Origin of the sequence: Pseudomonas sp. efr-133-TYG-103a, from assembly GCF_030209235.1 — a bacterium.
Taxonomy (GTDB): Bacteria; Pseudomonadota; Gammaproteobacteria; order Pseudomonadales; family Pseudomonadaceae; genus Aquipseudomonas.
In genome coordinates, this window is the sequence record NZ_JARVSK010000016.1 from 207,618 (window position 1) to 231,129 (window position 23,512).

The following is a 23,512-nucleotide window of genomic DNA, read 5'->3' on the forward strand; positions in this document are numbered from 1 at the left end:
CATGAGCGAATTACCCGACAACCCGATCAGCGCCACCGTCGATTTCGACCGCGATGGCGTGCAGCACGGCTTCCTCAAACTGCCGTATTCGCGTGACGATTCGGCCTGGGGCGCGGTGATGATCCCGGTCAGCGTGATCAAGCGTGGAGCGGGGCCAACGGCGCTGCTCACGGGGGGCAACCACGGCGACGAATATGAAGGCCCGGTGGCGCTGAGCAAACTGACGCAGCAGCTGAGCGCGCAAGAGGTCAACGGACGGGTGATCATCATTCCGTTCATGAACACCCCCGCGTTTCATGCCGGCCGCCGCACCTCGCCCATCGACAGAGGCAATCTGAACCGCAGCTTCCCCGGAAAGCCGGACGGCACGGTCACCGAGAAGATCGCCGATTATTTCCGCCGCACTTTGTTGCCGTTGGCGGACATCGTTCTGGACATCCATTCCGGTGGCCGCACCCTGGATTTCCTGCCGTTCGCAGCGTGCCACGTACTGCCTGACAAACAGCAACAAGCACGCTGCGAAGCGGGCATGCAAGCGTTCAACGCGCCTTACAGCATGCGCATGCTGGAGCTCGATGCCGCCGCTATGTACGACACCGCCGCCGAGCAGCAGGGCAAGGTGTTCGTCACCACTGAATTGGGTGGCGGTGGCTCGTCCACGGCGCGCAGCGTGAATATTGCTGAACGCGGTGTGCGCAACCTGCTGCTCCGTGCCGGCATTCTCGAAGGTGAGGTGCAGCTTCAGCCGACTGTCATGCTGGACATGCCCGATGAGCGCTGCTTTGTGGCAAGCGAGCACGACGGGCTGCTGGAAATGTGCCGCGATCTGGGCGATGAGGTACGCGAGGGTGAGGTCATCGCACGGGTGCATGACATCCGACGCACTGGCGTGGCGCCGGTGGAGTATCGGGCCGGTCGCAGCGGATTACTGGCAGCCAGGCATTTTCCGGGACTGGTGCAGTGCGGCGACACGCTGGCGGTGATCGCCGAGGTGGTCGGCTGAGGGCGTGCAGGTCGCAAGCGTGTGACGCCCCAGACGGCACCCTACAAACAAGAGGTGGATGTGATGAAGACTCAACACCCCGATCTGTTCAGGACCCGCTGCTATGTCGATGGCCAGTGGCTCGACAGCGAGCATCGGCAGGACGTCCACGACCCGGCGACGCAAGCGCTCATCGGCCAGGTGCCAATGCTGGACCGTACGCAAATCATTTCCAGCGTCGACGTAGCGCAGCGCGCCTTTGCTGGCTGGCGAGCGTTGAGCATTGCAGCGCGAGGCAAGATTCTGCAGCGTTGGGCTGACCTGATGTGCAAGCACGCCGAGGACCTGGCGCAGATTCTCAGTCGCGAACAGGGCAAACCGCTGGCCGAATCCCGCGGCGAGATTGCCTATGCAGCCAGCTTCATTCCATGGTTTGCCGAAGAAGCCCGGCGTTTGTACGGGCAGAACATCCCCAGCCACATCCCGGGTGCGCATCTGGGCACGGTCAAGGAACCGGTGGGCGTCTGTGCCTTGCTGACGCCGTGGAATTTCCCGTCGGCAATGATCACCCGCAAGGCCGCCGCCGCATTGGCCGCAGGCTGCACCGTGGTGATCAAGCCTGCCCACGAAACGCCATTTTCGGCGTTGGCGCTGGCGCAACTGGCCGACGAAGCCAGATTTCCGGCGGGCGTCTTCAATGTCGTGATGGGCGAGCCGCAAATGGTCATGCAAACCCTGGTCAAGGATACCCGGGTGCGGGCGGTCAGCTTTACCGGCTCCACTCGCGTGGGCAAGTTGGTGCTACAAGCCGCCGCCCATGACGTCAAGAAGGTCGCGCTGGAGCTGGGCGGCAATGCGCCGTTCATTGTCTGCGCCGATGCCGATATCGATCACGCGGTGAAGGTCGCGATCGAGGCCAAATTCCAGACCTCGGGCCAAGACTGCTGCGCGGCCAACCGGATCATGGTGCAAAGGCCTGTCTATCAGGCATTTCTCACGGCGTTCACCGCAGCGGTGCGCACACTGAAAGTCGGCCCCGCAACAATCCAAGGTGTCGAGCAAAACGTCCAGATCGGCCCGCTGATGCATCAGGCAGCGTTCGACGCCACGGCTGATCGGGTCAACGACGCCGTCAGGCTCGGCGCCAATTGCCTGGTGGGCGGGGAACGGCATGCCCTCGGCGGTTTGTTCTTCCAGCCGACCGTGCTGGCGGACGTAACACCGGCCATGCGCGTCTACCAGGAGGAAAATTTTGCGCCCATCGCCGGCGTCATGCCGTTCGACTCGCTCGATCAGGCGGTGCAGATGGCCAACGACACCGAGTACGGGTTGGCGGCCTATATCTGCTCGAATCGACTGGACGTGATCTACCCCCTGATCCGCCGTCTCGATCACGCGATGGTTGCGGTCAACGGCGTGAAATTCACCGGCCACCCGATTCCATTCGGCGGCATGAAAGCCTCCGGGCTGGGACGCGAGGGCGGCAGCGACGGTTTCGAGCCGTTCGTGGAAACCAAATATTTTTGCCTGCATCACCAAGGGCAGTTCTCAGGAGAACCGGCATGAGCCAGGAATACACTTCGCTGTTCGAACAAGACCGTGCGCACTTCATGCACCCCTCCACCCACGCCCATGATCACGCCAGCGGCGCGCTCAAAGGACGGATCGTCAAAAGCGGGGCGGGGATTCGCATTCGTGACCATGAAGGGCGAGAGCTCATCGACGCGTTTGCCGGCCTGTATTGCGTGAACATCGGCTACGGACGCACGGAGGTGGCCGATGCGATCCATCGCCAGGCCACTGAACTGGCGTATTACCACACCTATGTCGGGCACTCGACCGAAGCGATCATCGAGCTCTCCAGCCGAATCATCGACTGGGCGCCCGAGGGTATGAAGAAGGTCTACTACGGCCTGTCCGGTTCGGATGCCAACGAAACCCAGATCAAACTGGTGCGCTACTACAACAACGTACTGGGACGCCCGCAGAAGAAAAAGATCATCTCCCGCGACCGCGGCTATCACGGCTCGGGAATCATGACCGGCAGCCTCACCGGCCTGGCGTCGTTTCACCAGCACTTCGACCTGCCGGCCGAAGGTATCAAGCACACAATCTGCCCGCACTGGTACCGCAAGGCGCCGATGGGCATGGATGAAGCGGCGTTTGTACGCTATTGCGCCGACGAGCTGGAAAAGATGATTCTGGCCGAAGGCGCCGACACGGTTGCGGCGTTCATCGGTGAGCCGTTGATGGGCACTGGCGGCATCATCGTCCCGCCCGCTGGCTACTGGGCAGCGATTCAGGCAGTGCTGGACAAATACGACGTGCTCCTGATCGCCGACGAAGTGGTCTGCGCATTCGGCCGTCTGGGTTCGAAGATGGGCAGCCAGCGCTACGGCATGAAGCCTGACCTGATCACCACTGCCAAAGGCCTGACCAGCGCTTACGCGCCGCTCTCTGCGGTGATCATCGGCGAGAAGGTCTGGAACGTGATCGACGAGGCTTCGCAGCGAGACGGCGCCATGGGGCACGGCTGGACTTACTCAGGTCACCCCATCTGTGCAGCGGCTGCGCTGGCCAACCTGAACATTCTCGAGCGCGAAAATCTGACGCAAAACGCTGACGAGGTGGGCGCTTACCTCAACAATCGATTGCGCGAAACCTTCAGCGGTCACCCGCTGGTGGGCGAGGTGCGCGGTGACGGCATGCTCGCTGCCATCGAGTTCATGGCGGATCGTGAGCAGCGCACGCCCTTCGATCCATCGCTGAAAATCGGCCCCAAGGTGTCGGCCGCTTGTCTGGAACGCGGCATGATCGCACGAGCCATGCCCCACGGTGACATCCTCGGCTTCGCACCGCCTTTGATTCTCAGCCGTGAAGACGCGGATCTGATCGTCGGAATCGCCAAGGACGCAGTGGACAAGGTCGCAGCCGAAGTACTGTAAATCGAAAGTACTGTGAATCGAACGCTCACTGAGGCAAGTCGGCACGCATGAGTGGCTCATCCGTGCCCATTGATAGCGTCTGCTCGGCCGTTCAGGTTCCGGAACGGCCGAGCCGGCCGTGTGGCGATCCGATGGATAGGGTCGCAATGGCAGGGTGCGCGCCAATCATCTGGCCCGCGAAGTCGGCGGATATGCAGGCCGTCTGTCTGCCGTGGATCACTGCCCATCAGCGTTTCAGGCGCTCGTACCGGGTAATCACTTGACCACCAGGCTCAACCCGACAGCGACCAGTAACGCGATGTAGATGCGGGCATGCAGTCTGTCGGGGATATTCCCGGCGAGCGGTAATGCCAGGCGCACGCCCATCAGGGAGCCGGCGCTGAGCAGTACCAACGCCGGAAGATAGATGTAGCCGAAAAAGCCGCTGTGTATGCCCGGCATCTGGAGTTGCCCCATGACGCCGTACATCAGCGCGCCTGCCATTGCCACCGGCAGGCTCAGCGGGTTTGCCAGCGCTGACGCCTGGGCCATGCTCAGGCCGGACCTGCGTAGCATCGGCACCGTCATGACACTGCCACCGACACCCAGCAACGCGGCCACGACGCCAATGCCGATGCCTTTCAAGGGCACGCCATGCAGTCGCCGCGCGGTAGGGTCTGACGTGTGCAGAAACCCCTTGCGGAACAGGCAGTCGGCGATGGTCAGCGCGAGATAAGCGACAAACCCTGCACGGACCGCGTCACTGCTCATCGCACTGCCGAGTATGGCCCCAGCCACCGCGCCGAGCGCGATGTACCCGGCGAGTGGCCAGACATAGCCGCCGACCAGTCGGCCTGCGCGCCGCTGTCTGACCGTGGCCACCCATGCGCTGACGACCATGACGGCGGTCGATGTGGCGACCGCGATCTGCATGGCGTTGTCATAGCCGGCGTCGCCGGGGGCATGGCTGGACATCACCAGGTGGTAGACCAGCGGCACCACGACGAAGCCGCCACCGAATCCAAACAGCACCGTGGTGACCCCGGTCATGCAACCTAGCACTGCCAACAACAAAAGGCTCATCCCGTATCATCCATTGCTCAATGTGAATCGAGCGGGCATCTTATTGCCGCGATACAAACCGGACTTTCGCGAACGCGCCTACCGTGTTTTCGTTCCGGCCAAGCTTCTGGATCTTGACGATGCGCAACGCTTCTATCTCACTTCTCGACGGCACCCCTCGTTCCGTCGTTGCGATCTGCACCGAGTATGAATACGGCCATCGTCTGCCGATGCACACCCACCGACGCTCGCAGTTGCTGTATGGATCGAAGGGTGTGATGCAGGTGACGACGAGCCTTGGAACCTGGGTCGTGCCGCCGCAGCGTGCGGTATGGATCCCTCGGGAAGTGCCCCATGAAGTGCTGTTTCTGGGCGTGACGACCCACAGTCTGTACATCGAACACGCGGAGTCAGTGATCGCCGATGCACGTTGCCGGGTGATCGACGTCAGTGTGTTGATGCGCACTCTGCTTCAGGAGGCGGTGGACATGCCGCTGGAGTATGAGGAGGAGGGCAGGGACGGCGCCCTGATCAAGCTGTTGCTGCATGAAATAGAGCGCGCGAATCAGCTGGCTTTACAGATCCCGATGCCGTCGCACGAGCGGTTGCTGGGCATGTGCAAAGCCTTCCTGCTGACACCGGACATCAACACCTCGCCGCAGGCGTGGGCTGATGCACTGTTCATCAGTGTACGGACGTTCAATCGGCTCTTCAGGGAGCAAACCGGCTTGAGCTTCGGGCAATGGCGACAACGCGCCTGCGCGATCCTGGCCCTTGCACGGCTGGCGGAGGGCCACAGTGTGACAATCATCGCCATGGAGATGGGGTATGACAGCCCCGCAGCGTTTGCCACGATGTTTCGGCGGGTGACCGGCAGGCCGCCTTCGTTCTATCTATCGGCCCAGGACGCAAGGTGATGCAGCCGCGCAGCTTCGCGCCGAGGGACATCTGCGGGCCGATGATTGCCGACCGCCTCACTAGGCGGCAAAACGCAGCACTCACGACATCCGGCCAGTGCGCCGGAGGGGATGTGCCTGTCTGTCGGTCACTCCGGGACGCTTTAGACCCGGATAATCGCTAAGATAGAACGCCAAACACCTGCGCAGGCTCTCCAGTGCCATCCATTCAAACTTCTACCGTGCCTGAGAACCGCCTGGTCGTCGGGTTGGGGGCGTCGGCAGGCGGCCTTGAGGTGTTGCAGCGTTTTCTGAGACTGATGCCGGCCGACACCGGCTTCAGCTTTCTGGTGATCCAGCACCTGGCTCCGGCCATGCCGAGTCTGTTGAGCGAAATCCTGGGCCGCGGGACGTCGATGAAAGTGGTCGACGCCCAGCACGGCGCTGCCCTGGAAGCGAATACGGTCTATGTCCTGCCACCCAATCGCGACCTCTGCATTGAGGGAAACACGCTGGTGTTGCAGGCTGCCCGGACGTCAGGCGGTCTGCACCTCCCTATCGACATCTGTTTCGCTTCAATGGCAAGCCAGCTGGGCGCGAACGCCGTGGGCATTGTGCTATCCGGTACCGGGCACGACGGCACTCGGGGCTGCAGGGCTATTCTCGACGCCGGAGGCAGGACGCTGGTGCAATGGCCGGAAGAGGCGACTTACAGCGGCATGCCGAGCAGCGCCATCGAGGCCGGTAACGCCAGTCATGTCCTGACGCTGGAGCAGATGCCTGAACTGCTTCTGGGACGTAAGGTCGATCCCGTGGCCAATACTGCAGTGGGCGAGTCGTTGCAGCAGATATTGGTGCACCTGCGCACGGTCACCGGCCACGATTTTACCCAGTACAAGAAAACCACGATCGCCAGACGGATCGAACGGCGCATGCAGGTCCTGCAGATCGCCAGTGAAGCCGAATATTCGAGCCTTCTGCAGCGTTCTGCGGTCGAGTGCCAGCTGCTGTTCAATGAATTGCTGATCAACGTGACCCAGTTCTTCCGGGACCCGGAGGCGTTCGACGTCATGCGCGACGAGATCCTTGGGCCTATGCTCGATGGCGAGGCGACCGACGCCGAGTTTCGCGTCTGGATCGCGGGCTGCGCCAGCGGCGAGGAAGCGTACTCCGTGGCCATTGTGTTGCATGAGTTGCTGCAATCCCGTCAATCCCTGCGCAAAGTGCAGCTGTTCGCGACTGACCTGGACGCGGAAGCAATCAAAGTCGCGCGCGCCGGGCTTTACCCCCCGACGATTGCCCAAGACATGAGCGCCGACCGCCTGAAGCGCTACTTTACGGCGGTCGAAGGCGGCTACCGGGTCAGGAAAGAAATCCGCGAGATGATCGTGTTCGCGGTGCAGAATGTGATCAAGGATCCGCCGTTCACGCGGCTCGATCTGCTTTGCTGTCGCAACTTGATGATTTACCTGGGGGCCGCGCTGCAAAACCGCCTGATCCCCACGTTCCATTATTCGCTGAAGCCTCAGGGCGTACTGTTTCTTTCTCCATCGGAGAGCATTGGCAGTTACGCCACGTTGTTCAATACATTGCACCGCAAGTGGAAGTTCTACCGGGTCAACAAGGCCCACAACAACAGATTGATGCAAATGGGCAGCAGTCTGTCCTGGCTTCCTCAAAAAATCAGCCGACCGCCGGACCGTACCTTGACCTTGACCAAAGAAACCAACCTCGCTGAACTGACTCGCCGCGCATTGCTTCAGGATTTCGGGCCCGCGTCGGTCGTAACGGATCTCGCTGGCAACGTGCTCTACGTGCATGGCGATACCGGGAGTTACCTGCGTCCCGCCCCCGGGCAGGCGAGCCTCAATGTGGTCGACATGGCCCGCGAAGGCCTTCAGCTGGAGCTGCGCAGTGCCGTGCGGCGTGCGACGCAAAGCGCAGAGTCGACGTCCGGACACTTGGTCACGGTGACCGGCGATGGCATTGCCCGCCGGGTCAACTTGAGCGTGCGGCGCATGGCGGGGGCTTCGCAGGGCGAACAATTGCTGTTGATCACCTTTCAGGAGACGGCCGACCCGGCATTCGTCGAAACCGACGGGGACACACAATCCGTCGTGGCGCAACCGCCTCCAGACCGTCTGCACCTGCTGGAGCGTGACCTGGCCTACACCCGCGAAAACCTGCAAGCCACGATTGACGAGCTGCAGCACACCAACGAGGAACTGGGTGCGGCGAATGAAGAAATGCAATCGACCAACGAGGAGCTGCAATCCTCGAACGAGGAGCTGGAAACCTCCAGGGAAGAGCTGCAGTCGGTCAACGAGGAGCTGGTGACGGTCAATGCGGAGCTGCAGGCCAAGATCGAGCAGTTGGGCGACATGCAGAACGACATGAAAAATCTGCTCGACAGCATAAATATCGGAACTATATTTCTTGACACTCAACTGATCATCCGACGCTTCACCCGGGACGCCGTCAAACTCTACCGGTTGATTCCTAAGGACATCGGACGGCCTCTGGCCGATATTTCCTCGCACATCCAGTCAGTGGATCTGCTCGTTCCCGCACAGGAAGTGCTTGATATGTTGATACCTCAGGAAGTCGAACTGTGCACGGTCTCCGGGGACTGGTTCCTCGCACGTCTGGCGCCGTACCGCACGCTGGACAACGTCATCAGCGGCGTGGTCATGACGTTCCACGACATCAACTCGCGAATTGCCAACGAACGCGCCGTTCAGGCTGCGCGCGAACTGGCGGAGGCCATCGTCGACACGGTGATAGAGCCGCTGTTGCTGCTGGATCAGGACCTGTGCGTCGTGTCCGCCAGCCGTTCCTATTACCTCACGTTCGCCACCAACGAGAGCCAGACCACCGGCCGCCGGCTCTACGAGCTGAACAACGGTCAATGGGACATCGCAGCGCTGCGCATGAAGCTGGGGACCATTCTTGAGGATGACACCAGTTTCGATGGCTTCGAGGTCACCCATCACCTCACGGGCACAGGGCCTCAGACCATCGTGCTCAACGCCCGGCGTGTCACCGGCGAGGGTGCGCGACCGCATCTGATTCTGTTGGCCATGCAACCTCAACCTTCCATTCTCTAGGCCCTGACCGTCATGAAGCCGACGACTGCCGCGCCCTTTGCTCAGATGCCTCTGGGAGTCGGTGGCCCTGAAGACAGTGATCTTCTAGGCGCGTTGCGGCTTCATCAAGTCGAACTCGAGACGCAGAACGAGGAACTGCGTAGCGCTCAGGCGGCATTGGAGGCTTCGCGGGATCGTTATCTGGACTTATACGAACACGCACCGGTGGGTTATCTCACGCTGGATGCCCACGGCGTGATTCAGGCCGTGAACCATACCGGCGAAACGATGCTGGGCTGGCCCAGAAACCGGTTACTGCAGCGTCGTTTCGCCGGACGAATCCTGGAGGCGGATCGCGACCAGTGGCAGCAAGTGTTTGCCAGGCTGTTCAGGGACGGCGTGGCGCAGGAGTGTGACGTGTCTCTGCAGCGTGCCGATGGCAGCCACTGGCAGGCACGGCTCAACTGTATTCGGCAACCAGGCGAGGTACCGGCGATACGGCTGACCTTGACCGATCTGACGTCAGGTCGGCTGGTCGAAAGCCGCCTGAAACTGGCGGCCAGCGTTTTCACCCATGCGCGCGAAGGGATCATGATCACCGATGCGATCGGGACGATCGTGGAGGTCAATCACGCGTTCAGTACCATTACCGGGTACTCGCGGGCCGATGTCGTGGGAAAAGACCCGCGCCTGCTCGCCTCGGGTTTCACGCCGGCAGCCCAGTATGTGAATCTGTGGGACAGCCTGAAGCGCAAGCATTACTGGCAAGGCGATCTGTGGAACCGGCGGCGCAACGGCGAGTTATTCGCTGCGCGGCAGACGATCACGGCCATTCTGGATGCTCAGGGCCAGCCTCAGCATTACGTCGCGCTGTTCACCGATGTCACCGAGTCCCACGAGCACCAGCGCCAGCTGGAATACATCGCCCATTACGATCCGCTGACCCATTTACCCAATCGCGTGCTGCTGGCGTCGCGCATGCATGAGGCCATGGCCCTTGCGTCAAGTAACGGCACGCAACTGGCCATCGCTTATCTTGACCTTGATGGCTTCAAGGCCATCAACGACGAACATGGTCATGAGGTGGGCGACAGGGTGCTTGCCAACGTATCGCGACGCATGAAGCAAACCTTGCCTGAGGGTTGCACCTTGGCGCGTCTGGGTGGCGACGAGTTCGTTGCGCTGATTGTCGATCTCGATCAGGTCTGCGACAGCGCGCTGGTGTTGGAGCAATTACTGGCCGCAGCAAGCGACACGGTGGGCATCGGCACGTTGAAGGTGGCGCTGTCGGCGAGCGTGGGCGTCAGCTACTACCCGCAGGAAGGCGACATAAGCGCCGACCAACTGCTGCGCCAGGCCGATCAGGCCATGTATCAAGCCAAACTGGCGGGTAAGGATCGCTTCCATGTGTTCGACGCCAAGAACGATCAGGACATGCGTGGGCACAATGCCCGGCTGGACCGGATCGACAGGGCCATTCGCGAGAACGAGCTGCGGCTTTATTACCAACCCAAGGTCAACCTGCGCACCGGCGAAGTCGTCGGCGCAGAAGCGTTGCTGCGCTGGCAACACCCGGAAAGGGGGCTGCTGATGCCGGACGATTTCCTGCCGCTGATCGAGAGCAATCCGCTGTCGGAAGTGGTAGGCGAGTGGGTGCTGGAAAATGCCCTGATCCAGATTGCGGACTGGCAACGTGAAGGATTGCTGCTGCCGGTCAGCATCAATGTCGGCGCCCGGCAGCTCCAGCGGCCGGACTTCGTCGCCGACCTGATGGATCGGCTGGCCACACACCCGGATGTCGAGCCGCGGATGCTGATCATCGAAATCCTCGAAACGAGCGCGCTGGAAGATATCGAAGGCGTGTCGCTCACGTTGAGCAAATGCGCCTCGCTCGGCGTGCATTTCGCGCTGGACGACTTTGGCACCGGGTATTCGTCGCTGAGCTACCTCAAGCGCCTGCCAGTGGCCCAGTTGAAGATTGATCAGACGTTCATTCACGGGATGCTCGACGCCCCTTCTGACGTGTCGATCCTGCAGGCGATCCTGGGGCTGGCGTCGGCATTCGGACGTGAGGTCATCGCGGAAGGTGTCAACAGCCCTGCGCAGGCGGCTCAGCTCTTACAGCTTGGATGCGAGGTGGCTCAGGGCTACGGCATTGCTCAGCCAATGCCGCCGTCAGCCATTCACGACTGGATAGACCGCTGGTCAATGGACCCCAGACCTTGCTTTTAAATGATCATCGATTGCCCGCGCGTCAGCTTCAATCTTTCGAACTGCAATGCTGGCTGCCGGAACGGCGGTTGTTCTGATTGACGCACTGATTTATTCATCAAACGTCTGTTGCAGCACAATCGTGCAAAGTATCGCGCATGAGTGCTATACCAGGATCTTGAATGGCGAGAGTCTTATGTTCGGTGCAACGACTGGTACTTGCCGGATGTTGCACTGGCGCGCCAGGGATGCCCAATATGGCATGTCGTTAAGCGTGTCTGACTTGCAGTCTCCTCTTATGTTTCATTCCTCATTGACGAGAATGTTCTCGTGACAGCCTGGCACCCTTGCCGGGCTTTTTTTATCTTCCAACTTTCCCTCTTGCGCTTTAACGGGTATCCATGCGCATGCCCAGAATAAGACTCGACTCCAACTTTAAGTAAGTGGTTACTTCATGGATTAACATAATTTGTACGCTTGTGCTTTAGCACATCCGTGCTAGATGCAGCATTTAACGTTCACTACTGTGGCCGCAACTACTGTTTATTTAATCGCGCGATGATTAAGCAGTCATTTATGGCGAATGAGCGTCATTCGCCCATGACGCCCTCTGTTTATTCACGAATTACGGATAGCTGAAATGTCAGACAATTCGAGGCGGAACTTTATAAAAGCCGGTTTGACGCTAGTGCCCGTTGTGACTATCGCGCCTCAGTCCGTGTTCTCGGCGCCCGCTGCGCCGCCGCAGGAACTGGTTGAATCCTCAGCCTCCAGCCAGCGATACCTTCCTCGTTTTTTTACTGAATCGGAGTGGGCGTTCATCAATGCTGCTTCGGCGCAACTCATCCCCGAGGATGACATCGGCCCAGGGGCGGTCGCGTGCGGAATTCCCGAATTTATTGATCGGCAGATGGAAACTCCATACGCCCATGGCGCGCTTTGGTATATGCAGGGGCCGTTTCTGACTGACTTGCCTGCGGAGCTCGGGTACCAGCAAAAACTGACGCCCAGAGATATCTATCGTCTCGGCATCCAGGCCAGTAACGCCTGGTGCCAGAAAGCGCATGGCAAGGCGTTCAATGAACTGGCGCCTGAGATGCAAATCGCGGTGCTTCGCCAATTGGAAACGGATGCTGTCGCCATGGACGACATGATGAGTTCGCTGTTCTTCGGTCAACTGCTGAAGAACTGCAAAGAGGGGTATTTCGCTGACCCTGTCTACGGCGGTAACAAAAAGCTGTCCGGATGGAAAATGATCGGGTTTCCAGGTGCTCGCGCAGATTTTGCGGATTGGATCGATCACCCGAACGAGAAGTATCCGTTGGGCTCTGTGTCTATCGACGGTAAGAGGAGCTGAACCCAATGGCCACTGAACATTCTCCAGTCGATATCGTCATCGTCGGTTTCGGATGGACCGGCGCGATTGCGGCGATGGAGCTGGCTGATTCAGGTCTGGAAATCCTTGCCCTGGAGCGCGGCGAGATGCAGGACACGTCCACCACGGCGAGCTATCCGAACGTGATCGACGAGCTTGCCTACAGCACTCGCGGCAAGTTGCTTCAGGACCTCTCCAAAGAAACGGTCACCATCCGTCATTCCAGCAAGGACGTCGCCGTGCCGTACCGTCAGCACGGGGCTTTTCTGCTGGGGAACGGCGTCGGCGGAGCGGGTTTTCACTGGAACGGCATGTCCTGGCGGGCGTTTACGGCAGACCTTCGGCTGCGAAGCCACTATCAGGAACGGTATGGCAAAGCGTTTATTTCCAGAGAAATGACGATTCAGGACTACCCCGTCACGTATGAAGAACTGGAGCCCTATTTTGCCCAGTGGGAGGATGTTGCCGCCGTTTCCGGCAAAGCAGGGAACATCAACCATCAGATTCTCGCGGGGGGCAATCGCTGGGAGGCTCCCCGCAGTGCCGAATATCCTTTGCCGCCTCTTCAATCCATTTACGGCGCACAAGTGTTCGGAAAAGCCGCGAATGAGCTGGGTTATCTGTCTTTCCCGGTGCCTGCGGCCAATGCTTCCGGCCCCTATACGAATCAGTATGGCGTGAGACTGGGCCCCTGCAATTTCTGCGGTTTTTGTGAGGGTTACGGTTGCTACATGTATTCAAAGGCGTCCCCTCAGACTTCCATTCTGCCCGCATTGAAGCTCAAGAAAAATTTCACCCTGAAGCCCAAATCACATGTGTTGAAAGTCAATACCGACTCGACCGGGAAGGTGGCTACCGGCGTTACCTATGTTGATCCTCAAGGGCGCGAAATTTTTCAGCCAGCGAAAATTGTTCTGCTGTGTGCGTTTCAGATGCATAACGTCCGGCTTCTCCTGCTTTCGGGTATCGGCAAACCCTACGATCCAGAATCGGGTGAAGGGGTGGTCGGCAAAAATTACGCTTATCACATGAACAGCAGCGTCAACGTGCTGCTGCCCAGGAACACGCAGTTGAACCCCTACATCGGGGCCGGCGCTGCGGGAACCGCGATCGACGATTTCAACGGCGATAATTTCGATCACGGCCCGCTCGGGTTCATTGGCGGCGCCAGCGTCTATCACCTGCGAACGGGCGGCCGCCCCATTGGGCAGAGCAAGGTGCTCAAGGACGGTCCGAACTGGGGGAAGGGCTGGAAGGAAAGCGTGCAGGAAGACTACCAGCGAACGTTGCCTATTTACGCTCAGGGCACTGTGATGTCCTACAGGGACACGTATCTGAGCCTTGATCCCACCTACAAGGATGTTCATGGCCAGCCGCTCTTGAGGATGACATTCGACTGGCACGAAAACGAGTTTGCGATGATCAGGCATGCCATCGACGGTGCTACGCAGATAGGCAAGGCCATCGGTGGCGACATCCAGATCAATCTCCGTAAATCAGGCACCCATTTCGATACCCGGGCTTACCAGAGCACTCACACCACAGGCGGTGCAATCATGGGGGACAACCCTGCGAGCAGCGTCGTGAATCGTTATCTGCAAAGCTGGGACGTCCACAATCTGTTCGTGATGGGGGCGTGCGCGTTTCCCCAGAACCTGGGGTACAACCCGACGGGTCTGGTGGCAGCGCTGGCTTACTGGTCCGTCGATCACATCAAGAAGCAGTACCTGAAAAGTCCCGGCCCTATGGTTCAGGCTTAAGGAGCCCGACATGACGAAAACGCTTTTGGCAGCGCTTTGTGTCGGTGCGACGCTCTCTGCGTGGGGCGCAACTGATCAGGCATCTCCCGCGGCGCGTGGGGAATACATCGCGCGCGCGGGGGATTGCATCGCCTGTCATACCGTCAAAGGCGGGCAGCCGTTCGCGGGTGGATTACCGCTGGCAACGCCTATCGGGATGATCTATTCCACCAACATCACACCCGATGCAACAACCGGCATCGGTTCCTACTCCTTTGAAGCGTTCGAAAAAGCGGTCCGAAGAGGTATTCGCAAAGACGGGGCGACGCTGTACCCCGCGATGCCTTTTCCGTCGTACGCGCGGATCACCGATGACGATATGCACGCGCTTTATGCGTACTTCATGACCGGCGTCAAAGCGGTGAACCAGCCCAACAGGGACGTGGACATACCCTGGCCGCTGTCGATGCGCTTCCCGCTGGCTTCCTGGCGGTGGTTGTTCGCCCCGGACAAGACGGGTCCCAGCCCAGTGACTACCGATGATCCGGTGCTGCAGCGCGGGGCTTATCTGGTAGAGGGGCTCGGCCACTGCGGTACATGCCATACGCCTCGGGCGATTTCCCTGCAGGAAAAGGCGCTGACGAACGCCGAGGGCGACGAGTTTCTGTCTGGCGGCGCGCCCATCGAAGGTTGGATTGCCAAGGATCTGCGGGGCAGCCCGGTCACTGGTCTGGGTCGGTGGTCGGAGCAAGACATCGTTCAGTTTCTGAAAAGCGGCAGAAACGAACACACCGCTGTGTTCGGCGGCATGAGCGAAGTCGTCGACCACAGTCTTCAGCACCTGACGGACGCCGACCTTACCGCGATCGCCCGTTACCTGAAAACGTTGCCGCCGAGAGCGGGTGAAGCCACGGTGGCTGGAAACGATGACGGCGGGGTGACTCGAAAACTCCATGATCTGCTACCTGATTCATTGGGCGCGAGGGTTTACGCGGACAGCTGCATGGCGTGTCATCGAAGTAACGGCGCGGGGTATGCGCAAACATTCCCGTCTTTGGCGGGCAACACGGTTCTGAACGATCCCGCGGCCGATTCCGTCATTAAAATCGTCCTCACCGGGTATACCGTTCCCGCGACCAAAACTGCGGTGACCGAATACACCATGCCGGGATTTGGCTGGAGGTTGGCCGATGATGAAGTCGCCGCTGTGGTGACATTCGTGCGCCAGTCCTGGGGCAACACCGGCAAAGTGGTGACTGCCGAGGAGGTCGCCAGCGTTCGAAAAACGGTCGCCCCAGAAGACATGCAAGCGCCGAATATGTCGGTGCATGATGGTGCGGTTCAGAAGCGATTCAGCAAATAGTGTTGCAACCCGATTTCCATGTTGTTGGAAAGATCAGGCATCACGTTGCGTGATGATCGGGATCGACAGTTTGCAGTGTTGAGAAACTTGATGCCCGAATACGATGGTCCCCAGCGCACGTGTTCAACACTTGATCGCGACTTACCATTGTCTGGCAAGCAGGCAAACATCATTTCGAATAAGGAATGATGGGCAATGGGTATCAGAACCGTTAAATACTTTTTATTGATGTGTGAATGTCCGCTGAGCATCAGCTCTTTCACTCCGATGATACGCGTCTGGACGCTGGGCTCGGAGATTCAACGTAAAGCAACTTGAGAAGCGATAATATGAAAGCCACCAAGAGTTACACCATTGAGGCAAACGGGATTCGCCAGCACGTCGTCGAGGCGGGTGAGGGGCCTCCCGTCATTTTGCTCCATGGGTTTCCGGAAACAGGTTATGCATGGCGCTTTCAGATTCCGGTGCTGGCGGAAAAGTACCGCGTCATCGTTCCCGATCTTCGCGGTTATGGCGAAACCGATAAGCCGGCAACAGGCTATGACAAGCGCAACATGGCCATGGATATTCGTGAGCTGATGCGTAAGTTGGACATACCTAAAATCGCGCTTGTCGGTCATGACCGGGGCGCCCGGGTCGCCACGCGTTTCACCAAAGACCATCCTGAACTGGTCGACCGACTGGTGGTGATGGACAACGTTCCAACGCGGATCGTGGCGCGTGATATCAACGCAAAGATCGCCAAGGCTTACTGGTTCTTCCTGTTTCACCTGGTTCCGGATTTGCCGGAAGCATTGATTGCCGGCCGCGAACACATCTGGCTGCGGCATTTTTTCTCCGACTGGTGTTACGACCCGATGGCCATTTCCGGGGAGTCGTTCGACACCTATGTGCGTGCCTATCAGGCACCCGGCGCGGTGAGAGGCGCGATGGCGGATTACCGGGCCAACGCTCAGGACGTGGCTCAGGATCTGGAAGATGGTCACGTCAAGATTGCGTGCCCGACCATGTCGCTGTGGGGGGCCGATTTCTATGCGGTCGGCAAGCTGTTTGACATGGCCCAGGTCTGGTCCGAGATGGCCAGCGATCTTGAAACCCACGCGATCGACCAGTGCGGGCATTTGCCGCAGGAAGAACAGCCAGAGGTGGTCAACGATCTCCTGTTGAAGTTTCTCCAGAACTGGCGCGGCTGATCCTGCCCTTTTGACGGGCCTGTACATCACACATCTGCAACCGCAGTGGAGACATTTATGAAGCTTGTTAGATACGGCGTGCAGGGCGAGGAACGCCCTGCAATCCTGGATGACGATGGCTGTTTGCGAGACCTTTCAGAGCATGTCGACGATATTGGCCCACCGACCCTGTCGGCCGCCCAGCTTGCTCGTCTGGCCGCCCTCGACACCGATTCCCTCCCCATTGTGAAGGGCGACAATGTTCGTCTGGGTTCCCCGGTAGGTTTCATTGGCAAGATCATTTGCATAGGCCTGAACTACACAGACCATGCCGCCGAAGTGAACCTGCCATTACCTTCAGAGCCCACCATCTTCATGAAAGGCTGTCATGCCACCGGCCCCAATGATCCGGTCCGGCTGCCGAAGGGCTCGGAGAAAGGAGACTGGGAAGTTGAACTCGGGATTGTCATGGGTAAACCTGGGTTATACATCTCGCAAGACGATGCGCTCGATCACGTGGCCGGGTATTGCGTGGTAAACGACCTCTCAGAGCGTTCTTATCAAATGGACCGGGGAGGGCAGTGGACCAAAGGCAAGAGCTTCCCGGGCTTTGCACCCGTCGGCCCGTGGCTGGTGACGCCTGACGAAGTGGGCGACGTGGGTAATCTTTCCATCTGGCTGGAAGTCAACGGGCATCGTTATCAGGACGGAAGTACACGCAACCTTGTATTCAATGTGCCGCAAATCGTCAGCTATGTTTCCAACTTTTATCAGTTGGAAGCGGGCGATCTCATTATAACGGGGACGCCTGCCGGTGTTGGGCTGGGGCAGAAGCCTCCGGTGTTTTTAAAGCCGGGCGATAGTGTCAGGGCGGGTATCGACAAGCTCGGTATACAGCAGCAGGAAATACGGGCGTGGAAAGACTGAACGAAGTCAAACGCAGTTTCAGATCCGTATAGACACACATCTCATCCATTCTTGACGGCATCAGGACTTGCTGTTTTTCAGCAGGTCCGAAGCCGCGCGGATACTTCACTCTTTTCTGATTCAGGCTTACACGGTGGTGGGTCGGGCTGGCTCGTTGCCGGACAAGATTGTCAAAACTTTCAATGATTCACCGGACAACTATCATGAATGTGCTGTTTTCAGTTGTACTGCCGATATTTGCACTGGTGGCTGCCGGATGGGCTGCAAGACGATATGGCTACCTGGGCCCCGAAGGCGCGCGCGAATTAAACCAGTTTGTCGTTTACCTGGGCATGCCAGCACTGCTTTTTCAAATCATGGCCAATGCAAGCTGGCATGATTTGAACCAGCCGGGGTTTGCCATGGCATTCGGCCTGGGGTGTGCGGTCACCTACGGCGTGACGGTTTACGTGAGGCTGAGGCAGGGGGCGCCGCTGGCAGATGCCAGTCTGGACGGCCTGAACGGAGGCTATGCCAACGTTGGTTTCATCGGGTTCCCATTGTGCCTGGCAGCATTCGGCCCGCAGAGCCTGCCGCTGGTCACCATCACCGCGATTCTGACGGTGAGTGTGCTGTTCGGGGTCGCCGTGCTGCTCGTCGAAATAGGCATACAGCCCAAGGGCAACATGAAAGCGATCATGGGAAAAGTTGCCATCTCGCTGGCGAAAAACCCGATGTTGCTGGCGCCTGTTCTGGGCGTGCTATATGCCGCATTCGCCCCAGCTCTCCCGGCCGGGCCGAACAGGTTTCTCGGCCTTCTTGCGAGCGCCGCCAGTCCCTGTGCACTGGTATCTCTCGGGGCATTCATCGGCGATTGTCACGGCAGTTTCAACTGGCCACGGGTCAGCGCGCTGGTTGCATTCAAGCTGGTTTTTCAACCATTGGTCACATGGATTATCGCTGCCTTTGTCTTTGGTTTGCCCCACGATCTGACCGCCATTGCGGTGGTGGTATCGGCGCTTCCGACCGGTACGGGGCCTTACATGCTGGCTAATCTGTACAAGCGCGACGCGGGCACGACTGCCGGCAGCATCCTCACATCGACACTGCTATCCGTAGCCACCATCGCGATTCTGATCTCCCTGTTCAAATGATTCGCCGCAGGGGCGATAGCGCCTGCTTACGCGCGAACTGACCAGGATTGACGTCTGAACACGATTCATCTGCTTCGAGATCACGCTGTCGTCGCCACCTGAGTGAGCAATCATGATGTCCGAAAGAGCGGCAACCATTCTGATCGTTGATCAGGCAGCTGGAGCGTGCCACAAGATGACAGCGCTGCTGCAACGTCAAGGCTACAAGACGGTGTTGGCATGCAGTGGCGAGCAGACGCTCAAAACCGTCAGGCGCACGCCGCCGGATCTGATTCTGCTGTCTCACGCCGTGCAGGGACCGAGCGCTCGGGAAATTGCACTTCAACTCAAGAGTTGTGAGTCCAGCGCCCGCATCCCCATCATCATCGTGTCGACCATTGAAGATTGTGAAGCCCGAATCGCCTGTCTGGAGGCGGGGGCAGAAGACTGGCTGTCGAAACCGATAGACAGTCCCGAGCTGCGGTTGAAAATGCGCAACCTCATCAGGCTGAAAGAACTGTCGGATTATTTGAGAAAGCACAGCCTCATGCTGGAAGCCGAACTGCTACAGCGCACCATCGACGTGGAACGTTTTCGCTCTGCGATGGACTCGTCGAGCGAGGCCATTTTCCTGACAAGTCGTACACGCATGGCGTTCATCGAGATCAACGCGACCGCAGCCAGATTATTGGGCTACACCTGCGCCGAACTGCGCTCTATCGGGCCGGCCGAGCTCGGAGAGCTTTCGATACATCAGCTCGAGCAGATTTACGACGCTGTTATCGCGGCACCCGGTAATACGGCTCCCAGTGCGAACAGGATCCGACGCAAAGACGGCAGCTACATCACCGTACAAGTTCACCGCCAGGCTTATCGTTGCGGGGAGGACTGGATCATCGTTGGCAGACTTCGAGAACGTGTCCACGGCCAGTCATTGAGTCACGGCTCACTGGACATGCTCAGCTATGATTTTTTAACCGGGTTACCCAACCGCAAACTGTTCTACACCACGTTGCAGATGGGCCTTTCCCAGGCCTCTCTCAACGGGTGGCGGCTGGCTGTAGTCACCGTCGACATCGATAACTTCAGGGTTGTGAACGAAGGCTGGGGACACTTTGTCGGCGATCAATTGCTCGTGGGGGTGGGTCGCCGGCTGGCCGGTTGCCTTGACATCAGTGACACCCTGGGGCGAATGGACGGTGATGAGTTTGCCCTGATTCATATCATCAGGGACGGCGTGCCCCAAGCCCAGGTGATCGTGGAAAAGATCCGAGAGTCGCTGCGCAAATCTTTCCATATCAACGATTGCACGATCTCAGTGACGGCCAGCATAGGCATCGCGTTTTACCCGGACGATGGATACGAAGCAGCCTCCCTGGTCAGCCACTCGAACGTGGCGCTGAATCGCGCAAAAGGGGCCGGTCAGGATACGTACCGGTTTTATACCGCACAGATGAACAGCAATATTCGTGAACGGCTGGAAATGGAAGTGGCGTTGCGAAAAGCAGTACAGAACAAAGAGTTCGAACTCTTCTATCAGCCCAAGGTGACCCTTTCGAATGGAAGCGTCTGCGGTGTGGAAGCATTGCTTCGATGGCGTCGAGAAGATAATACGCAGACATCACCCGCCGTTTTCGTTCCGCTCCTTGAGAGCCTCGGCCTGATCGAACAAGTGGGGCGATGGGTAATCGTCACCGTTTGCAAGCAGATTTCACTCTGGACACGCTCTGGTCATCAGCCCTACCAGGTTGCAGTCAATGTTTCCGGAAAGCAAATCAGCGAGGGTGATCTCGTCGATGTGATAGGTCACACACTTCAGCTGTACGGCGTTGACGCCCGATGGTTGGAGATCGAACTGACCGAAAGTTCGTTAATGGAAAACACACTGCCGATTATCGAGTGTTTGCAACGTTTAAGGGCATTGGGGATAAAAATTTCAATTGACGATTTTGGCACGGGCTATTCAAGCCTGGCTTATTTGCAACGGTTCCCGATCGATAAGATAAAAATCGACATTGCGTTCATTCGAGACGTGACGACGAATCAAAAGGATGCCGCTATTGTGCGAGCCATTATCGAATTGGCGCACAGTCTGCAACTGCAGGTCATTGCGGAAGGTGTCGAAACGGTGGAACAGGTGCGTTTCCTGAAGTCCGAATCATGTGATCAGGCCCAAGGCTACTTGTACAGCCGGCCCATACCGCTCTGTGAGCTGGAAGCTTTTTTCGACGATGGCTATCAAATACAGTGGGTAGATGGCGCTTGAGAAAACGTGATGAAGGATAAGCATCGGCCCGGACATCGGGTGCCCTTTGGACAAGGGCACTCATACCGGCTTGCTCGGGTCCCTCACGATCAGCCGTTCTGGCAGCCGTAACCTTCCAGCGTATAAGCGAGGTTATGTTTGACGCCCTTGCTGTCGAGGTAAATCATATGCGCCTCTACCGGGCCGCAGTGGTCAGAAGTCGCAGCGTCGCTTGTCATGTCGATGACTTTGGAGATATCCAGGTGAGTCCCCGGTTGGAGATGTTCGATCGCCGGATTAGGTTCATTGTTCTTACTGTTGGCTGAAGCAAATACACTCACGGCCATCAGTGCAGCGAACGTCAGATATTTCATGATGTTTCTCCAGTGCTTAAGTAGGTAAGTGGTTAGAGCAGCATGTCTGTTGCTCTTGGGACTTATATTAAGCGCCGTTGAAACTTGGCAGAAATCCAGCGTGTCAATTCTGACGATCAGCCGCAGTGATGGCTGACGGCTTACCCGTATGTTCGACTGGACGTAGGGGGGAGCAGCGACCAGGACGCGGCTTTTACTGTCTCAGCCAGTCAGGCAACTGTGATTCAGGGCAGTATCGATAGCGAACGGCTTTGTCGCCCGTTCCCCAGGTGAAATTCCGGGCGTCATGAACGGTGACGTTTTCCCTTGCTGTGACGCGTGGCCCATCCCCGGCAGGGGTGTCGATGCACGATTGATCGACGGTGTAGTGATTTCCTTTATGTTCGATCACGGTTGCCAGGCAGAGGTGGGTAGCCGATCCGTGGACGCCTTTACCGTCATAGTGTTTGATACCTGCATTCGCAGGATCTGCACAACTCTGCCCCTTGGACACGAACACGCCATGCTTGAGCGGGAGCACTCCACGGGTGGAGGGCGAGGTGTCTGCGCTCGCTACGCTCGCTGCCAGCGAAATGCCCAGGCTCAAGCTTCGTACGACCAGACTGACTGTGGAACGAGACATGAGTGGCTCACAGAATTGACGGGTGGATGCGCCCAGTTTAACCACCCTCTAATCAACCGGCCAATGCGCGATGATTCCGATGCTCGACGGCGGCCGTGGTGCACTGTTGTGAGGAAGGCCGTCGAGAGGCAAGCGCGGGTCTGACCGACTCCTGCGTTTACAACGCTGGCATCGAGTGACCGCGACGTGCGACGGTCGTCTCACCCCTCAGCCTCAATCCTCTTCAAATGAATCCCTGGGCCGACTGAAGACCATTTCGGCGTTGTCCTCAGGCTGATAGACAGGTGGGGCGGCGCGGTACTGGGCGCGAAGCGGCAGATCATGTTCCCGCCGTATGCCGTTTTCGCTCAGCGGTTTACCGGCATACCTGCCGATACCGACCGCGCGCTCTTCTTCGATGGCGGCCGGCGTGCCGGACTGGTACCTGTCGCTGCCGTCGCCCCCCGTGTAGGTGCCTTTCATCATGCGATAACCGTGAACAAGTTCGTGTGCCAGCGAAACGAACGCGTGGTCTTCGTCATTGACGAGGCGAGGTCTGCCGTGGGCATCGATGTCCGGATATTCCGACGGATTCCAGTCGATCACCGCAGACGAGCCTTCGGCTTTGCGCCAGCCTGTTTTCCTTGCCAGCGAGGAGGCTGTCCGGTTGTTTTCCTTATTCAGGTCACTGTCCGGAATCCCACGAGCCAATGCCTGGCGGGTGGTCAGCGCTGCTCTGGCAGCGGAGCTTATTTCCGCGCTCGTGACATTGATGCGCAGCGAGCGTCCATGGGTGGAGTATCTGGCGATTTCAGCGAGCAGGTTGGAGCCGTTGGGGCGGCTGGCGATTCGTTGCAAGGCGGTTTCAGCTTTCTGAACGCCTGCCGGGTTGTGAGCCTCGATGCTCACATGGGGAGCGACAGTGCTTTGGATGCGCATGATTTCAGCCCAGTGAGGAAGGGTGCAAGTGCCTGCTCGTCGCACGCTGTTGAAGAGGGTTGGCAAGCGGAGGTCTGCGCACGTTTCTGCCGCAGGCTTCAGCGCGATCGATGCATCGCTGCACGGCCTCGACGCAGTGTGCGAAGCGATCGTACAGATCAACGATCTCGCGCTCGCTGGCCTGAGCGAGATGTTGTTTGGTCCAGACGACAACCTCCCGGGTCTGGGCCACCGCGGCGATGGTGATCGACGGGTTGTGGCTCACGTCCAGATTGGCCTGCAGCAAGTCCATCAACAGGTCCGCAGAAGGCGACGCCGACAGTTTCAGGCTTGCACTGAACGCCACGTAGTCCTCAAGACGCTGGACGTCGGTGGCGACGCCACACTTGAGCGTCAACCTGACTTCGCTCTCGGGCGCTACCGTGGGCTGAGGCTGACCCAACAGCCTGAATAGATGAAGAATGACCCGCTCGTAATCCTGCGCTGCTGTCATCACTGACCTCC

The 23,512-nt window shown here is 58.7% G+C and carries 17 protein-coding genes; 13 read left to right on the forward strand and 4 right to left on the reverse strand.

Translation table 11 applies throughout. The annotated features are described in order from the left end of the window. Position 1 precedes the first annotated feature (1 nt). The 3 genes from doeB to QRN36_RS14820 all read left to right on the forward strand — a co-directional run bounded on the left by doeB (position 2) and on the right by QRN36_RS14820 (position 3,927). On the forward strand, positions 2–1,003 hold the full coding sequence (doeB, locus tag QRN36_RS14810) for a N(2)-acetyl-L-2,4-diaminobutanoate deacetylase DoeB (protein ID WP_285424723.1): 1,002 nt from the start codon (positions 2–4) through the stop codon (positions 1,001–1,003). A 63-nt stretch (positions 1,004–1,066) separates the two neighbouring features. After that, positions 1,067–2,548 carry an NAD-dependent succinate-semialdehyde dehydrogenase gene (locus QRN36_RS14815; RefSeq protein WP_285424724.1) on the forward strand — a complete coding sequence of 494 codons (1,482 nt, stop codon included), beginning with the start codon at positions 1,067–1,069 and terminating at the stop codon, positions 2,546–2,548. After that, positions 2,545–3,927: an aspartate aminotransferase family protein gene (locus QRN36_RS14820; RefSeq protein ID WP_285424725.1), complete on the forward strand. Its 1,383-nt coding sequence runs from the start codon at positions 2,545–2,547 to the stop codon at positions 3,925–3,927. The genes QRN36_RS14815 and QRN36_RS14820 overlap by 4 nt, the downstream gene beginning before the upstream one ends. Positions 3,928–4,182: 255 nt before the next feature. On the opposite strand, the gene QRN36_RS14825 is transcribed toward QRN36_RS14820, so the two are convergent. Beyond that, entirely contained in the window at positions 4,183–4,989 is an 807-nt protein-coding gene (locus QRN36_RS14825) for a sulfite exporter TauE/SafE family protein (RefSeq protein ID WP_285424726.1), read from the reverse strand. Positions 4,990–5,108: 119 nt separating this feature from the next. Here QRN36_RS14825 and QRN36_RS14830 point away from each other — a divergent pair, with 119 nt between their 5' ends. The 10 genes from QRN36_RS14830 (at position 5,109) to QRN36_RS14875 (ending at position 21,115) form a co-directional block, all read left to right on the forward strand. Continuing rightward, positions 5,109–5,885 carry a helix-turn-helix transcriptional regulator gene (locus QRN36_RS14830; protein WP_285424727.1) on the forward strand — a complete coding sequence of 259 codons (777 nt, stop codon included), beginning with the start codon at positions 5,109–5,111 and terminating at the stop codon, positions 5,883–5,885. Between the two features lie 197 nt (positions 5,886–6,082). Beyond that, positions 6,083–8,971 (forward strand): chemotaxis protein CheB, encoded by a 2,889-nt coding sequence (locus tag QRN36_RS14835; protein ID WP_285424728.1) that lies wholly within the window; start codon positions 6,083–6,085, stop codon positions 8,969–8,971. A 12-nt stretch (positions 8,972–8,983) separates the two neighbouring features. Continuing rightward, complete coding sequence (locus QRN36_RS14840; protein WP_285424729.1) at positions 8,984–11,182, forward strand: bifunctional diguanylate cyclase/phosphodiesterase; 2,199 nt, start codon at positions 8,984–8,986, stop codon at positions 11,180–11,182. Between the two features lie 619 nt (positions 11,183–11,801). Then, a complete protein-coding gene (locus tag QRN36_RS14845; RefSeq protein WP_285424730.1) occupies positions 11,802–12,518 on the forward strand; it encodes a gluconate 2-dehydrogenase subunit 3 family protein in 717 nt (238 codons plus the stop codon). Positions 12,519–12,523: 5 nt separating this feature from the next. Then, positions 12,524–14,296 carry a GMC family oxidoreductase gene (locus QRN36_RS14850; RefSeq protein WP_285424731.1) on the forward strand — a complete coding sequence of 591 codons (1,773 nt, stop codon included), beginning with the start codon at positions 12,524–12,526 and terminating at the stop codon, positions 14,294–14,296. Positions 14,297–14,306: 10 nt separating this feature from the next. Then, positions 14,307–15,638: a cytochrome c gene (locus tag QRN36_RS14855; protein ID WP_285424732.1), complete on the forward strand. Its 1,332-nt coding sequence runs from the start codon at positions 14,307–14,309 to the stop codon at positions 15,636–15,638. Between the two features lie 329 nt (positions 15,639–15,967). Further along, positions 15,968–16,831, forward strand: a complete 864-nt coding sequence (locus QRN36_RS14860; protein ID WP_285424733.1) for an alpha/beta fold hydrolase — start codon at positions 15,968–15,970, stop codon at positions 16,829–16,831. A gap of 57 nt (positions 16,832–16,888) precedes the next feature. After that, complete coding sequence (locus QRN36_RS14865) at positions 16,889–17,737, forward strand: fumarylacetoacetate hydrolase family protein (protein WP_285424734.1); 849 nt, start codon at positions 16,889–16,891, stop codon at positions 17,735–17,737. Between the two features lie 203 nt (positions 17,738–17,940). After that, on the forward strand, positions 17,941–18,870 hold the full coding sequence (locus QRN36_RS14870) for an AEC family transporter (RefSeq protein ID WP_285424736.1): 930 nt from the start codon (positions 17,941–17,943) through the stop codon (positions 18,868–18,870). Between the two features lie 115 nt (positions 18,871–18,985). After that, complete coding sequence (locus QRN36_RS14875) at positions 18,986–21,115, forward strand: EAL domain-containing protein (protein WP_285424816.1); 2,130 nt, start codon at positions 18,986–18,988, stop codon at positions 21,113–21,115. Positions 21,116–21,204: 89 nt separating this feature from the next. On the opposite strand, the gene QRN36_RS14880 is transcribed toward QRN36_RS14875, so the two are convergent. The 3 genes from QRN36_RS14880 to QRN36_RS14890 all read right to left on the reverse strand — a co-directional run bounded on the left by QRN36_RS14880 (position 21,205) and on the right by QRN36_RS14890 (position 23,501). Then, positions 21,205–21,468, reverse strand: a complete 264-nt coding sequence (locus tag QRN36_RS14880; protein ID WP_285424737.1) for a DUF2790 domain-containing protein — start codon at positions 21,466–21,468, stop codon at positions 21,205–21,207. Positions 21,469–22,303: 835 nt separating this feature from the next. Further along, positions 22,304–23,008: a XopG/HopH/AvrPtoH family type III secretion system effector gene (xopG, locus tag QRN36_RS14885; protein ID WP_285424738.1), complete on the reverse strand. Its 705-nt coding sequence runs from the start codon at positions 23,006–23,008 to the stop codon at positions 22,304–22,306. 4 nt (positions 23,009–23,012) lie between these two features. Then, entirely contained in the window at positions 23,013–23,501 is a 489-nt protein-coding gene (locus tag QRN36_RS14890; RefSeq protein ID WP_285424739.1) for a hypothetical protein, read from the reverse strand. Positions 23,502–23,512: the final 11 nt, after the last annotated feature.

Excerpts from the sequence above, each read along its gene's own strand:
- QRN36_RS14890 (WP_285424739.1), bottom strand. The coding sequence starts at position 23,501 with ATGACAGCAGCGCAGGATTACGAGCGGGTCATTCTTCATCTATTCAGG.
- QRN36_RS14870 (WP_285424736.1), top strand. The coding sequence starts at position 17,941 with ATGAATGTGCTGTTTTCAGTTGTACTGCCGATATTTGCACTGGTGGCT.
- QRN36_RS14820 (WP_285424725.1), top strand. The coding sequence starts at position 2,545 with ATGAGCCAGGAATACACTTCGCTGTTCGAACAAGACCGTGCGCACTTC.
- QRN36_RS14850 (WP_285424731.1), top strand. The coding sequence starts at position 12,524 with ATGGCCACTGAACATTCTCCAGTCGATATCGTCATCGTCGGTTTCGGA.
- QRN36_RS14830 (WP_285424727.1), top strand. The coding sequence starts at position 5,109 with ATGCGCAACGCTTCTATCTCACTTCTCGACGGCACCCCTCGTTCCGTC.
- QRN36_RS14865 (WP_285424734.1), top strand. The coding sequence starts at position 16,889 with ATGAAGCTTGTTAGATACGGCGTGCAGGGCGAGGAACGCCCTGCAATC.
- QRN36_RS14875 (WP_285424816.1), top strand. The coding sequence starts at position 18,986 with ATGTCCGAAAGAGCGGCAACCATTCTGATCGTTGATCAGGCAGCTGGA.
- QRN36_RS14880 (WP_285424737.1), bottom strand. The coding sequence starts at position 21,468 with ATGAAATATCTGACGTTCGCTGCACTGATGGCCGTGAGTGTATTTGCT.
- QRN36_RS14860 (WP_285424733.1), top strand. The coding sequence starts at position 15,968 with ATGAAAGCCACCAAGAGTTACACCATTGAGGCAAACGGGATTCGCCAG.
- QRN36_RS14815 (WP_285424724.1), top strand. The coding sequence starts at position 1,067 with ATGAAGACTCAACACCCCGATCTGTTCAGGACCCGCTGCTATGTCGAT.
- QRN36_RS14840 (WP_285424729.1), top strand. The coding sequence starts at position 8,984 with ATGAAGCCGACGACTGCCGCGCCCTTTGCTCAGATGCCTCTGGGAGTC.
- QRN36_RS14855 (WP_285424732.1), top strand. The coding sequence starts at position 14,307 with ATGACGAAAACGCTTTTGGCAGCGCTTTGTGTCGGTGCGACGCTCTCT.
- QRN36_RS14825 (WP_285424726.1), bottom strand. The coding sequence starts at position 4,989 with ATGAGCCTTTTGTTGTTGGCAGTGCTAGGTTGCATGACCGGGGTCACC.
- xopG (WP_285424738.1), bottom strand. The coding sequence starts at position 23,008 with ATGCGCATCCAAAGCACTGTCGCTCCCCATGTGAGCATCGAGGCTCAC.
- doeB (WP_285424723.1), top strand. The coding sequence starts at position 2 with ATGAGCGAATTACCCGACAACCCGATCAGCGCCACCGTCGATTTCGAC.
- QRN36_RS14845 (WP_285424730.1), top strand. The coding sequence starts at position 11,802 with ATGTCAGACAATTCGAGGCGGAACTTTATAAAAGCCGGTTTGACGCTA.